This window comes from Hymenobacter sp. DG25A (assembly GCF_001280305.1).
GTDB lineage: Bacteria > Bacteroidota > Bacteroidia > Cytophagales > Hymenobacteraceae > Hymenobacter.
Genome location: NZ_CP012623.1, coordinates 2,089,853 through 2,102,230 on the forward strand (window position 1 = coordinate 2,089,853; position 12,378 = coordinate 2,102,230).

A 12,378-nucleotide genomic window follows, 5' to 3' on the forward strand; every position below is an offset into this window, starting at 1 on the left:
TCTGTTTATCAGCGAATCAACTCCAGCAGCTGGTGCTTCAGCACCTTCCCATTGGAGGAGTAAGGCAGAGCATCCAGTACCCGCACCACAGCGGGCACTTTGTGCTCCCCCACCCGGGCCGTGAGATGCGCCAGCAACTGGGGCACTACCTGGGCAGCATCGTGGCCGGGACCCAGCGTTACGAAGGCGGCCAGGCGCTCTGTGTCGTTGCGCTGAAAGGCACACACGGCGGCCTGGTGCACAGCGGCATGCGCCAGCAAATGCGTCTCAATTTCAGAGGGGTATACAATTTCGCTTAAAGCATTCTTGATGAGCTCTGTGCGGCGGCCGCGCAAGGTTACGCTGCCATCGGGGTTGGCCACGGCTATGTCGCCGGTGTATAGCCAGCCGTCCCGTACGGGCGAAGGAGCCGCACTGCCGGGACCGTAATACGGGCCCTGCATCAGATTATCACTGTAGATGCGCAGCTCCCCTTCCTGCCCCGGCCCCACCTCCTGGCCCATCTCATCCACAATCTGCGCCAGGCACCCCACGGGCCAGCCAATGGTATCGGCGGCGGGTGACGCCTGCCCGGGGCGCTCAGCCAGGCAGATGCCGGTCGTCTCGGTGAGGCCGTAATAGTTGACAACCGGGAGGTTAAACGCCTGCTGAAAGTCGGTGCGCAGCGTGGGTGTCAGCTGGCTGCCGGTGCTCATCACCAGGCGCAGACTCCGCAGCTCCGCCCCGATGCGGCGCCCCAGTTGCAGCCATTGCCGCAGCAGGGCCGGGCTGGCGGCTACCAGGTTGGCCCGGGAGGATAAGACGGCTTCCGCCAGCAGGGCAGCGTGCTGTTTCTGCGCGGCGGTTGGGATAATAACGCTGGCTCCAACTTCCAGCGGGGCCAGCGCCGCGTTGCGCAGGCCGCTCATGGCATCGGCGTCGCCCACGGCCAGAAAACGGTCGGTGGTTTCCCAGCCAAAGGTTTCTGTTACCAGCCGGGCGCTGCGGTAGAGCTGCCCGTGCGTGAGCGGCACCCCTTTGGGCAGCCCGGTAGAGCCGGAGGTAAACAGAATGGCCGCTACATCTGCCGGCGTAATAATGGGTGGCACTGCTGCTTCTGTTTCAGGCTCTTCTTCTGCCAGGCTTAGCCAGTCAGAAAACCAGCGGGCATTCGGGGGCAGCTCCCTGCTCTCGTCGGCATCCACCACCAGCCTGGGCACTTCTACCGCCTCATAATCAGCCAGCTTATCAGCGCCTACCAACAGTAGCTTTGGCGAAACCGATGCCAGTATGGTTTGGGCGGCGGAAACGGGTAGCGTCAGGCTCAGGGGTACTACTACGGCCCCATTCAGCCAGCAAGCCCAGCTCAGCAACAGCACCTCCGCGTGCAGCGGCGCGTGAATGGCCACCACATCGCCCGCCGCAATCCTGCTGCGGCGCAGGGCCTGCCGGATGTCGGTAACAATAGCATCTGCCTCCGCATAGCTGAAGCTGCTTCCATCTTCCAGGGCCGTGAGCAGGGTGGCATCGGGGTAGTGCTGCCGGGCACGCTCCCACAGCCGGGGAATGGTGTGTTCCTGCCGGGGAGTCTGGAACTCCTGAAAAGCCAGAAAATGCTGCAGCCGGTGGCTTTGGGCGCTGACGGGCACCAGCTGAATAATATCCAGGGCGCTCAGCTCCCGCAGTAAAGGATGCAGTTCTTCCACCGGCCGGCCCATCTGCCGGGCTATTTCAGTGGCGGTGTATTGCCGGGCCGCCCAGTATAGCACGCTGCGCGCCGCCGCCGACAGCTGATAGCCGTGGGCGCGGGCCAGGTGGTGCTGGTATACCGGGTGGCGCTCCAGCAAGTGGCCCACGGCGCCGCCAAACCGCTGGTCCCGGTATTCTACCCGGCCGGTTAGCGGGTCAATGTGCAGCAGGAAATTGATGAGGATCCGGCAGCTGGCCCAGTTGGATTCTTCTACTGCCCGGTAGGGCTGCAACGCGCACGGTTGTTCAGTCCAGGCCTCCGGTAGTAAGGCCACCAGCCCGTTGTAGTCAGGGGTGGTGGGGTTGGGTTGTGGGGGCGCGGTTTCCGGGCCGCCGTGTTCGTTGAAGTAAAACAGCTCGGGCTCAGAATAAACCTGCGCCCGCCGGTTGGTTTGCTGCGCCAGGGGCGCTAAGAAGTGCATATACTGCTGGCCATGCAGCAGCCGGCCGCCCCGCTCAAAATAAGGTTCCGGCTCGTTGTTGGCCAGGTGCACGTGCGGGAAGAGCAGGCCACCATCGGGCGCTACCACCCGCAGCAGCTCCCGCAGCACCTGAGCCTGCTCAAAGCGGTGCAACACATCCAGACCAATGACCAGGCGCACGCTGTGGTCGTTGAGAGGCAGGGGCTGGTTTAACTCCTGGAAGAGCAGCTGCACGTTGGCCGGAGCCTGCGCGCCGGTTAGCCAGTAGGCATAGCCTTTATAGCCCAGCACGTCCCGGTCACCGTCCCACACCGTGAGAATAGTCTGCTCCGGGAACAGGCCCGCCAGCCAGGAGGTATTCCACCCCGACCGGTCCCAGAGGTTCAGAATAATGTCGCCGGGGCGGAGCTGCCGCCGCAGCGTATGCACGAACGGCAGCAGCGCCCGGGTGGCCTCATTAAAGGGCTGAAAGCATACATAGGCATCATACACCGGGCGCCGCCCTTTTCGCCGCACAAACTCATCGTAGGCCGGCAGGCGCTGGCGCAGGGTTTCCTCTGTGGCCCGTGCTTTGGGTTCCATCAGTTCCGGCAACGGCCAGTCCAGCTGGTCGCCCAGGATCATAGTCTGTATAATGGGCAAGCCAAAAGCGCCGCTGGGGTGGGCCAGCCAGCCCGTTGCCTGCTCCGACGAATAGAGGGGATGAAAGGTATATGCTTTAAGCCCGGGATGCATACATAGGGGGATTTAGAATGATATAATTATTGGCCGAGTTGCCTTTCAGCCAGCGGCGCGTAGTAGCGTGAAGCTATAATATATTTCACAATAATAATAACTATTGTCACTATTCAAATATAAATATTGAAACTTGTTAACACTTTATGCTGATCAGCTGAAGAGGGCTGTAAAAGCCCGGCTTTCCTCCTGCCGCCGCTTTTGTGCGGTGTTACTGGAGCACCGCCTGCCCTGCCGAAAAATTTCCCGGGGGCTTTTGGCATCGAAATCAGGGAAAGGGAATACTACCACGGCACTATCCTAGGCAAAGCGGGCGGCGGGAAATCGTACCGATGATATATCCAATTTCCCCCTCCGCTGATAATTCCCTACTTTCGCCCCCGCAAATCCCACCCGAATCTTCCTTCAAACCGACCCTCTATGAACATCCACGAGTATCAGGGTAAAGAAATCCTCAAGCGCTATGGCGTGCGCGTGCAGGAAGGCTACACCGCCAACACCCCTGAAGAAGCGGTAGCCGCCGCCCAGAAGCTGACCGCTGAAACCGGAACCGGCTGGCACGTTATCAAGGCACAGATTCACGCCGGTGGCCGTGGTAAAGGGGGCGGAGTGAAACTCGCCAAAAACCTGGAGCAGGTGAAGGAAATTGCCAGCCAGATTATTGGCATGCAGCTGGTGACCAAGCAAACCGGCGCCGAAGGCCGCAAGGTGCACAAAGTGCTGGTAGCCCAGGACGTGTACTACCCCGGTGCCGCTGAGCCCAAAGAATACTACATGAGCGTGCTGCTGGACCGCGCTACCGGCAAAAACGTCATCATCTATACCACCGAAGGCGGCATGGACATTGAGGAGGTAGCTGAAGCACACCCCGAGAAAATTCACCGCGAGCATGTAGACCCCCGCGTAGGTCTGCAGGCTTTTCAGGCCCGCAAAATTGCCTTCAACCTGGGCCTCGAAGGCGAAGCCCACAAGGAGATGGTGAAGTTTGTGCAGGCCCTGTACAAAGCCTACGACGACACCGACTCGGCTATGTTCGAAATCAACCCCGTGTTGAAGACCTCGGACAACAAGATTCTGGCCGTTGACGCCAAAGTAACCCTCGACGAAAACGCCCTCTACCGCCACAAGGACTTCGTAGCCCTGCGCGACCTGAACGAAGAGGACCCCCTGGAAGTAGAGGCTTCGAACTCAAACCTGAACTATGTGAAGCTCGACGGCAACGTGGGCTGCATGGTAAACGGCGCGGGTCTGGCCATGGCTACCATGGACATCATCAAGCTGAGCGGCGGCGAGCCGGCCAACTTCCTCGACGTAGGGGGTGGAGCCAACGCCCAGACGGTAGAAGCCGGCTTCCGCATCATCCTGAAGGACCCGAACGTGAAAGCCATCCTCATCAACATCTTTGGCGGCATTGTGCGCTGCGACCGGGTGGCCAATGGTGTGGTAGAAGCCTACAAGAACATCGGCGACATTAAAGTCCCCATCATCGTACGTCTGCAGGGCACCAACGCCGAAGAAGGCGCCCGCATCATTGATGAGTCGGGCCTGAAGGTGTACTCAGCCGTATTGCTGAAGGACGCGGCCCAGAAAGTGAAAGAAGTACTGGCGGAGCAGGGTCTGGCTTAAGCCGCCCCACTTCTAAAGCAAAAAGCCCCCACCGGAACCCGGTGGGGGCTTTTTTATGGTATTTTATCAGACCTTTTCCTTCACGGCGGCCGGCTCGCCATCTACTTTCAGCTGTACTTCCATGTTGCCCCGGGTGCCTACCGAGTACGGGCATATTTCATGAGCTTTGGTTACCAGCTCCGAGGCCCGCTCATGGCTCAGGCCCTTCAGACTCACGTCCAGCACGGCGCTCAGGCCGTAGCCCTCCCCTTCCTGAAACAGCGTAACGGAGCACTGCACGGTGCTGGCGGGGTCCAGCTTTTCGCCTTCCTTCTGGGCTATAACCAGCAGAGCCTGCTGAAAGCAGGAGGCATAGCCGGCGGCAAACAGCTGCTCGGGGTTGGTAGCGCCCTTCTTTCCGCCTAACACGGAGGGCACCGACATTTCCATATTGATAACTCCATCCTGGGAGCTTACCTGGCCGCTACGGCCGCCGGTTGCCGTTGACTCGGCCGTATACAGATTCTTTTTCATAGAAACAGGGTTAGTTATAATGGGCAGATATGAAGGCTTAACCCACTACCTGTTAGGAAGGTTATCTTCTTTCGCACTTCCTGCCACATTACAGAATCTAAACTTACCCCCACCCCGCTGCTTGTTGGACGGTATTTTTCTGTTAGTTTTGCCGCCCCTACCCGCCCGGTCGCGTAGTACAACGGATAGTATAGGAGTCTCCGAAGCTCTTGATCCAGGTTCGATTCCTGGCGCGACCACAGACAAGCCCGATAATCAGCTATAATACAGCTAGTTATCGGGTATTTTGTTTTTCACGGAACAACTCACGGGACAAAAATTTATCTATTCCCCAAGTTAAATTCTTATTGCTCCAACACATTCAGCAACTGCAACAATGCCGGTGCCGATGCCTCTGCCCGTTGATCTAAATTGAGCAGCCTTGCATACCAGCGGGTTGGCTTGCCCCGGTAGTACATCTTCCGCCCCTTGCGGTACTCTTTCTCCCACTCCCGGTCTACGGCGAAATTGTGGCCCATACCCCTAAACCGTTTGGGCTCCAACTGCGAATCATAGAAGAGCCGGGAGCCTTGGTAGGCCAGCCGGTGGGCAAACATGCCCGTTCCATCCCGCATGAATAGCACGGTGGCCCGCCGGCCGGATACCGGGCAGAGGAAGTAGTACCGTACCCCTTGCCCGCCGGGCAGATTGCTAGGCACCGCCTCCAGCATAATGCGGTAATCATACTTCTGGGTATCGTTCACCGTGTAGCGCAACCGCACGGAGGTTTCTCGCTCTAGGATGCGTACCTCCAGGGCCATGCGGCCGCTGGGTTGGCCCCGGTTGCTCCAGCTGATAGTAGTGGAATGAAAGCCCGGCTGCAGAAAGCCGGAACGGAGCAGGAAAGCCAGCTCCAGGCGTTTGATTTCATCGGCCGTAGCCGGGTAAGAGGGATAACGGGGCATAGCAGGCAGAGATTTAAGGAGGCACCCGACAACAGTAGCCGAAATCCTTAGGGAACAGGTGGTAAATACAGGAGGATAAACCGTTCTGTTTCTTCTACCGTCAGGAATGAGCTACTATTAAAATTTGGTTTTAAGGTATTGGGGCCTGCTATCTTGCCAGATGTTTACGGAATTTATTGAGGAACATCCGACAGGCACCATAACCCGTGCCCAGACCACCTATTTGGAACTGCAAACGGAAAAAGGCTCCTTCAGAATAGAATTTAAGGAGAAGACTGAAGCTAAGTTAAAGCCGGGCCGGGGCGGGGCATTAGCCTACTTTACGCACCATCCCCTGTTGTTAATTCACAACGAGGATACCGCGACGGTATACATCCATTCCAAGCCAATTGATCCCCAAGCCTTACGCGAGGAAATCCATCAGTCCATTTCGGCACTTTACCAAGGCTGGCGGGATTGGCGTAGCCATTTCTTTGGGTGGCATTATGAAGGCGCGGAGAGTCTGCTAGTGCAAAACCTAGCGCAAGGCAGCGGCATGATACTAGATAGGGCGCCAGCCTCCGTGGCAAAGTTACTGTTGGCAGCTTGTGAAAAATACGGTGCAGCCACGAGCGTATTTGGTTCAGCAGAGCCTGATCCTACCACTCCCGTTGTCTTTAGCTTGTTCTTCATCGGATCGTACTACGTCATAGCTAAAGGCTTTCGTGCTTCTGCTTTGTAGTGAAAGTTGGGGCAGCTTCTCATTGGAATATGTCTGCCCTTAGAACGGCGGGCCGCCGGGTGTGCCTAGATTGAGCGTTACCTGAACAGTGCCGAAGTCGGGTTCTGTTGACAGGGCCGTGCGCTGCAGCTTGGGCGTGACGAACTCCGCTAGCTTCACATACGCATCAATAAAGTCTTTGCCCTCCAAGGTGGCCAGCTTGGCCCGGAGCAGCGCCGCATCAGTGCCAGCCAGCGCGGCGGCAATGACTTCGCGGGCGTGGGCCGTGGCCTTGTTGGGCGTGCCCTTCGGGCGGCCGGTGGGGTTGCCGCTGTTTCCTTTCTCAAAGGCCATTGTAGACAGTTGTTGTTTGCAGGGAAGTTACGAAGGGAAACAGGCCCTTTTAGGCTAGTTGCGCTCCGGACTTTTAGGGTTGAGTTATGCGTATATGACGTTGTGGCTAAACCCAGCGGTGTAGCCAAGGCCGTGTTGAAGGATATATGCCCCCTATCCCCTTTGCCTCTATTTAGCACGCGGGAGAAAAGAGGGAGTACAACGGTAGGCTGCCGACCGGGTGGTGAGAAATACCCTACCCCTCCTTCTTCCTAGCAAGACTCTTAGCCAGTGGAATAGAATACAAATTGGGGTTATGCGTGGCTAGTGGCATTTTATAAGTCCATTTCACTGAGGGACAACGAAACTATTTATGTCTCGTACCCGCCAACTCTTCCTAATCATGGCACGCTATTGGGTCTAGGGAGGGCACATTCATTCCTTCTAAAACATTCATTTTATGAATAACATCCTTCAGAAAATCTCCGGTCTAGCTCTCTTCGCTGGCTTGGCTCTTGGTTCTACTTCGGTACAAGCCCAAAAGACCATAGAAACAGCGGTACAACAAGGCAATGGGGCCTATGTAAAGAAGACGGATCGGACGACGTGTATACGCAATAGCTTGCTGGGAATTCCCAAGGTGGGATATTGTCTGACCATGTCGCAGGTGAAATTTATTGTAACACCTTCCGGTAATGCCACATCCGTCTGGGCAGGTACTGTTCCGGTGGCGGCCCGTCCGGCCCAACGTCTGATTTACAAATCCACGTGGAAGGAAACGTCTGATGATGGTATCACCCGCATCTTTGACACCATTGCGGTTACAGAGCCCGATGGTTCCGTGAAGCTTACTTTGACCGATAAGAAAAACGGCAAGAGCAAGAGCGCCAAATAAATTGCACGTAATGTATAATAATACAAAAAGCCCCAACTAACCTTGGGGCTTTTTGTATTTCCCGCTATCTACCTAATCAGGATAAGTCTCCTTTACAAAGAGAGGGAGAACAACGGTAGGCGGCCGGGCGGGCAGTGAGAAATAGCCTACCCCTCCCTACTTACCGGAATGCGCCTTTGCAAGATGATTACAAGGGTGGCAAAGGGTATCATATCTGAGCCCAGCGGTAGCCTCAGAAAGTGGGTGGTGCATTGTCCAACAACCAAATCTTATAGCAACTCACCTAGTCGGACTCCCCTGAATATTTAGTAGATTATATATAATAAACAAATGTCGCCCCGGGAGAGGACAGAGACTGCCGTGGGGCGGCAGTGCGCCAGCGCAACAGGCAGGCTTACGGGCAGACCGGAAATGTAGTGGTGCGATTTATCGACACAGCTGAAAAGCTAGGTGCCTATTCACATCCTTTATTCATTTCCATTATGAAACACCTTCATGCCCTTACCCTTTTGCTGCTCTTTGGGGCCGCAGCTTTCCTCCATGCCTGTTCGAAGGACGGCCTAGAGGATGTTCATCCAACTACCGTGAACGCCAAAATGATTAAAAAGACGGACGGTACTTGGACACGCCAACGGGAGTGGCATCCTGATGATATACTTAAGTCACAAATCATCAACGTGGGCAACTTAACTGCTAAAGAGCAAAAGTCCTGTCTAGAGGCATTTGAGGGTAAATGCTTTCATGGAAAACTAAATCCAGTAGGGTTTTATGAGATTCAGAATCCATCAGATACATATGGTTATTGCATTAACAATCAGAATTTTTGTACACTAAATGAGTGCACATCGAGACTCAATATCCTCTTCGGATTTTCGCTACCACCCTCAGGAAACAAATGTTATGCATTTTAAGCAGTAGCATCAGGGAGAAAGGGGCTGATCATCCCCTTTCTCCCTATTTTCTAATTCACGGGTAAAAACTACCTCATAAGGGTGAGCCTCGGTGCGCTGCTGTCCTTGCTGGAGCAGCTGCATAGCCCGGGCCCGGTTGCGTTTATAGGTAGCGCGTGGTTGCGTCTTTCGCATAGCCTCCCAGAAAGCCACATCATTAGCAGCGTGTAGCAAGGCTGAATCCGAAAGGGGGAGGCCGGTATAATCCATGGGCGTGCGGCGATGGGTTAAATTCCATTGAAGTCGGAGCTGTGCCAGGAAGGCGGCCCGCACCGGCGGCCGGGGCAAGTCTGCCAGGGTGAGCGTAGCCAGGCCGGTAGCGGTGAGCAGCGGGCGGGCTTGCGTGTACACCAGCTCATAGCGGAGCAGGTGGCCCGGTGGGTGGGGTTCTCCCTTCAGGCGGGCATAGGCTCCCTTGTCATAGAACTTCAAACGGTAGGCACTGTGAAACGCACAGTACTCCAGCGGGCGGGCGGCCCCGGCCGGCGGATTGAGGGCCGTGAACAGGCTCTTTTTGTGGCTGATCAGGCTTTCCAGAAACGGGCGCGGCGGCGTGGGCACGGACAGGTTCAGGCCCACCTCCAGCCGGCGCACGGTGAGCCATTCCGCCGGCATAGCCAGTACCTCGGATAGCTCCGCACAGGCCGCCTCAATTTCCGAGGCGGTGAACCGGCCGGCGTTGTGGCCGTGGGCAAAGGTGTGCAGCGAACCGCGTACCCGACCCCACCGGGTAGCGGGGACATAATCCAGCCGCAGGCCCCGGTAAGAGGCCCGCAACCGGCCCCGGCTGTCGGGTTCGCCCGATACCTGGGCAAAGGCCGGCGAACGGGCTAGCCGCTGTTCTGCCCCGGCATCGAAGGCCGGCAAAAGAAAATGCAGGTGTTGGTTGTCGTACACGCGGAAGTAGCCCGAAACGGTTATCTTTACTCTTAGTAGTATCCGCCACTTCCTAGCCCGAAACGGCCCACTACGGAGCGGGCACCTTTGCAAAAGGGTGCCCGCTCCCTCGTTTTAGAGGCAGTAGAACGCGACCCGGAAGAGGAAAGAAGGGCCCCGGAGGCCCGGCAGCGGTTAGGCCGGTGCGGCGCTGGAAAGCTGCTCCAGCCAGGCGGGCACGAATGGCAGGGCAGCCCGTACGGCGGCCGTGGCCGTGCGCTCATTGGCTGCCCGATAGCGGGGCTGGTAATTCTGCGGCAATACCAGGAGCAGCAGATAGCCTTGCTGGTAATGCGTGGCCTTGCGTACCAGCGCCACAGCCGCCGGGGCAGTCACATTGCGGGCCCGGTAGTTTGGCTTGTAATCCAGCACAAACGCCGCATCAAAGTAGCGGCCGGCTACGGCGGGTAAAGGCACGTCCCGGAGGCCGGACAGAAACTCCTTCACCCCTTCAATAGTGGGACTCTGCAGCATGCCCTCGCATTGGTTGGGCCTAGTGTAGCGCACCTGCGGTGGGCACAGATAGAGTAGCGGGTGGGCAGTAATGCCGGCGGCGGTGGGCACGCACTCGGCTATCAGCTGATACTCCCAATCCATGCCGTTCAGGTTGGCAATGTAGCTGGAGGTTTCCAGCCGATAAAGCAGGGCGGCCTGAAACGGGCCGGAGGGCACCGGGGCCGGGAACGGGTTACGTCGGCGCGGCGGCCGGGGTGTTGCACCATCGTTGGTGCGGCGGGTAGGTTGTGCTGGCTCGGTAGCCGGGCGCAACTCTCCAGCGGCGCGGCGGCGGTGGTAGTATCCTTCCATTGCCCTAGCCCTTTAACCGCGTGTACTTGGTATGCGAGCGGCCCGCCTCCAGAACTTTGCCTCTCTCAAACAGAACACGCCGCCCCAAACGAATAAACGGGACGATTCCGGACTTACGCCACTGTGTAAGAGTTGTCTTAGATACTCCGAACTCCTGGCAAGCTTCTGCCATAGTTAGCAGTTCAGATGCAGTGGCATCTGTAGCAGCCGGAGCCGTTGGCAGTAGCTCTATGAGTAGGTTGCGGAGTAGCTCCCGGATGGAATCCCGGTCACTCAGAATCATTGGGTTTTGCATAACAGTCTTTGGGTTTAGTTGACTGTTGCAAATCTTAGGGCTAATTGAAGTTACTCAGAGTTACAGTAACTCACTTAGAGCTTATATGGCGTGGTTTGACTGGGTTTATGTTGGCAAAATGACGTTTATCTTCCTTTAACCTATCATAAACACGTTTGCGTGTAAGCTTATCAAAAGTTGTTTCTTTAAAATACTGTCTGAGCATTTCCCAATCCTCGGTCTTTGAATCCTTCCTTCTAGCTCCTGATATATCAAATAGGCAACAAATTGCCTTACATATCCTCTCCATACTCACATTTCCATGTTCGCCAGCTAAGGGAATATTGATATAACCTTTTTCACTCAATGAGATAAGAAGATCAAATAAGTCTACCCCTCCTGCCAACCACTTAACGGGCGGCAGGCTAGGTGGTGCGCCATTGTATTTAAGGGAGTTGAATATAATTGAGTAAGTGCTTGTTTCTGACAGATGGCGAGAATCATTTTCTTCATGATTCCATTTTAGCCAAGACTTGAGTCTGCTGCCACCCTTGAATATATAAAACCTATGCATGTCTTCCCTTAAATGAAAAAAGTGTTCATCTATTAAAACACTTATCATCTCACGTAAAAAATATCTATCACATTTCTTTAAAATATCCATCATAAAATAGGGGCTCAGTGAATAACATCCTATTTTATCAAAACCAGAGGTTTGATGCGTTTTTTCAATCAAAGCCCTGACAGCTAATTTGTTAGATGTGTGCTCGATTCCAAATAAATGAGAGTTTTCATCTAGCATTTTCCCTTCTTCAATGTAATGATGAAGCCAAGCCTCCCACTTAGTTGTATGAGTTCGCACACTATGCACATCAAAGTCATGATCCATTCTGTACATCATATCTTCCAAATAAGATATTTGATTTTCTACAGAAAGACCAAGTATATTACTCTGATATTCCCGAATACATAATTTACATTGTTGTCCAACACGTTCATATATATCCATGAGTTGATCTACATGGAATACAAAATCTATTCTCTCACTAAAACTAGATATTCCTACCAAGGAAACTAATTTATCAAATTGAGGTATTTCCATCATTTATTAAATTACTCGCATTAATGATGCGGCCTGACGTTCTACATATTGTTCAAACTCCCCTTGCACTACAGCATCCGTTATTTTGAGGTAGCGGTGTAGGGTCTTATAGTCTTTGTGGCCGGTAATCCGCATCACTACCTCCGGCCGCATGCCTCCCTCCAGCGCCAACGTGACGAAGGTGCGCCGGGCGGTGTGGGTGCAAACCAATTCGTGTTTAGGCTGAGTAGTAGCTACCCGCTCGCTGCCCCGGTGCTGGGAGGTAGTGGTAGGCGTATCGAGGCCGGCTAGTTGGGCCAATACTTTGAGGTAGGCGTTGGTCTTTTGGTTGCTGATGACAGGCAGGGCCCGCCCATCGGCCCGGCCCGCGTAGCGCGTGAGTATGGATTGCGCCAACGGGGAGAGCGGCACCC

At 55.3% G+C, this 12,378-nt stretch carries 13 protein-coding genes and 1 tRNA gene; 5 read left to right on the plus strand and 9 right to left on the minus strand.

The annotated features are described in order from the left end of the window. Positions 1-8: 8 nt before the first annotated feature. Complete coding sequence (locus tag AM218_RS08905) at positions 9-2,885, minus strand: AMP-binding protein (protein ID WP_054413547.1); 2,877 nt, start codon at positions 2,883-2,885, stop codon at positions 9-11. 420 nt (positions 2,886-3,305) lie between these two features. On the opposite strand from AM218_RS08905, the gene sucC reads away from it, so the two are divergent. Continuing rightward, the gene (gene sucC, locus AM218_RS08910) at positions 3,306-4,511 is read left to right on the plus strand and encodes an ADP-forming succinate--CoA ligase subunit beta (RefSeq protein WP_054413548.1); all 1,206 of its coding nucleotides are present in this window, start codon (positions 3,306-3,308) and stop codon (positions 4,509-4,511) included. Between the two features lie 66 nt (positions 4,512-4,577). On the opposite strand, the gene AM218_RS08915 is transcribed toward sucC, so the two are convergent. Next, positions 4,578-5,024: an organic hydroperoxide resistance protein gene (locus AM218_RS08915; RefSeq protein ID WP_054413549.1), complete on the minus strand. Its 447-nt coding sequence runs from the start codon at positions 5,022-5,024 to the stop codon at positions 4,578-4,580. Positions 5,025-5,191: 167 nt separating this feature from the next. Between AM218_RS08915 and AM218_RS08920 the strand changes: the two genes are divergently transcribed. Beyond that, positions 5,192-5,263: transfer RNA gene (locus AM218_RS08920), tRNA-Arg, on the plus strand. 105 nt (positions 5,264-5,368) lie between these two features. Here the strand turns inward: AM218_RS08920 and AM218_RS08925 are convergent. Further along, a complete protein-coding gene (locus tag AM218_RS08925; protein WP_054413550.1) occupies positions 5,369-5,968 on the minus strand; it encodes a hypothetical protein in 600 nt (199 codons plus the stop codon). Between the two features lie 160 nt (positions 5,969-6,128). Here AM218_RS08925 and AM218_RS08930 point away from each other — a divergent pair, with 160 nt between their 5' ends. Then, positions 6,129-6,689, plus strand: coding sequence for a hypothetical protein (locus AM218_RS08930; protein WP_054413551.1), 561 nt, complete (start codon positions 6,129-6,131; stop codon positions 6,687-6,689). Between the two features lie 39 nt (positions 6,690-6,728). Here AM218_RS08930 and AM218_RS08935 read toward each other — a convergent pair whose 3' ends face one another. Then, positions 6,729-7,022: a DUF5681 domain-containing protein gene (locus AM218_RS08935; RefSeq protein WP_054413552.1), complete on the minus strand. Its 294-nt coding sequence runs from the start codon at positions 7,020-7,022 to the stop codon at positions 6,729-6,731. A 439-nt stretch (positions 7,023-7,461) separates the two neighbouring features. On the opposite strand from AM218_RS08935, the gene AM218_RS16765 reads away from it, so the two are divergent. Then, positions 7,462-7,896, plus strand: coding sequence for a hypothetical protein (locus AM218_RS16765; protein ID WP_157547600.1), 435 nt, complete (start codon positions 7,462-7,464; stop codon positions 7,894-7,896). A gap of 482 nt (positions 7,897-8,378) precedes the next feature. Next, positions 8,379-8,807, plus strand: a complete 429-nt coding sequence (locus tag AM218_RS16770) for a hypothetical protein (protein WP_197273935.1) — start codon at positions 8,379-8,381, stop codon at positions 8,805-8,807. Between the two features lie 9 nt (positions 8,808-8,816). Here AM218_RS16770 and AM218_RS08945 read toward each other — a convergent pair whose 3' ends face one another. From AM218_RS08945 to AM218_RS08965, 5 genes are all read right to left on the minus strand, one after another. Next, positions 8,817-9,743, minus strand: coding sequence for a hypothetical protein (locus AM218_RS08945; RefSeq protein WP_054413554.1), 927 nt, complete (start codon positions 9,741-9,743; stop codon positions 8,817-8,819). 174 nt (positions 9,744-9,917) lie between these two features. Then, entirely contained in the window at positions 9,918-10,589 is a 672-nt protein-coding gene (locus tag AM218_RS08950; protein ID WP_054413555.1) for a hypothetical protein, read from the minus strand. A 4-nt stretch (positions 10,590-10,593) separates the two neighbouring features. Continuing rightward, positions 10,594-10,884, minus strand: coding sequence for a helix-turn-helix domain-containing protein (locus AM218_RS17210; RefSeq protein ID WP_054413556.1), 291 nt, complete (start codon positions 10,882-10,884; stop codon positions 10,594-10,596). A gap of 70 nt (positions 10,885-10,954) precedes the next feature. Beyond that, positions 10,955-11,968: a hypothetical protein gene (locus AM218_RS08960; RefSeq protein ID WP_054413557.1), complete on the minus strand. Its 1,014-nt coding sequence runs from the start codon at positions 11,966-11,968 to the stop codon at positions 10,955-10,957. 3 nt (positions 11,969-11,971) lie between these two features. Further along, positions 11,972-12,361: a site-specific integrase gene (locus AM218_RS08965; protein WP_054413558.1), complete on the minus strand. Its 390-nt coding sequence runs from the start codon at positions 12,359-12,361 to the stop codon at positions 11,972-11,974. Between the last annotated feature and the right edge of the window lie 17 nt (positions 12,362-12,378).

Bases quoted from the DNA above. Each gene is read 5' to 3' on its own strand.
- AM218_RS08905 (WP_054413547.1), bottom strand. From the start codon at position 2,885: ATGCATCCCGGGCTTAAAGCATATACCTTTCATCCCCTCTATTCGTCG.
- sucC (WP_054413548.1), top strand. From the start codon at position 3,306: ATGAACATCCACGAGTATCAGGGTAAAGAAATCCTCAAGCGCTATGGC.
- AM218_RS08915 (WP_054413549.1), bottom strand. From the start codon at position 5,024: ATGAAAAAGAATCTGTATACGGCCGAGTCAACGGCAACCGGCGGCCGT.
- AM218_RS08925 (WP_054413550.1), bottom strand. From the start codon at position 5,968: ATGCCCCGTTATCCCTCTTACCCGGCTACGGCCGATGAAATCAAACGC.
- AM218_RS08930 (WP_054413551.1), top strand. From the start codon at position 6,129: ATGTTTACGGAATTTATTGAGGAACATCCGACAGGCACCATAACCCGT.
- AM218_RS08935 (WP_054413552.1), bottom strand. From the start codon at position 7,022: ATGGCCTTTGAGAAAGGAAACAGCGGCAACCCCACCGGCCGCCCGAAG.
- AM218_RS16765 (WP_157547600.1), top strand. From the start codon at position 7,462: ATGAATAACATCCTTCAGAAAATCTCCGGTCTAGCTCTCTTCGCTGGC.
- AM218_RS16770 (WP_197273935.1), top strand. From the start codon at position 8,379: ATGAAACACCTTCATGCCCTTACCCTTTTGCTGCTCTTTGGGGCCGCA.
- AM218_RS08950 (WP_054413555.1), bottom strand. From the start codon at position 10,589: ATGGAAGGATACTACCACCGCCGCCGCGCCGCTGGAGAGTTGCGCCCG.
- AM218_RS17210 (WP_054413556.1), bottom strand. From the start codon at position 10,884: ATGCAAAACCCAATGATTCTGAGTGACCGGGATTCCATCCGGGAGCTA.
- AM218_RS08960 (WP_054413557.1), bottom strand. From the start codon at position 11,968: ATGATGGAAATACCTCAATTTGATAAATTAGTTTCCTTGGTAGGAATA.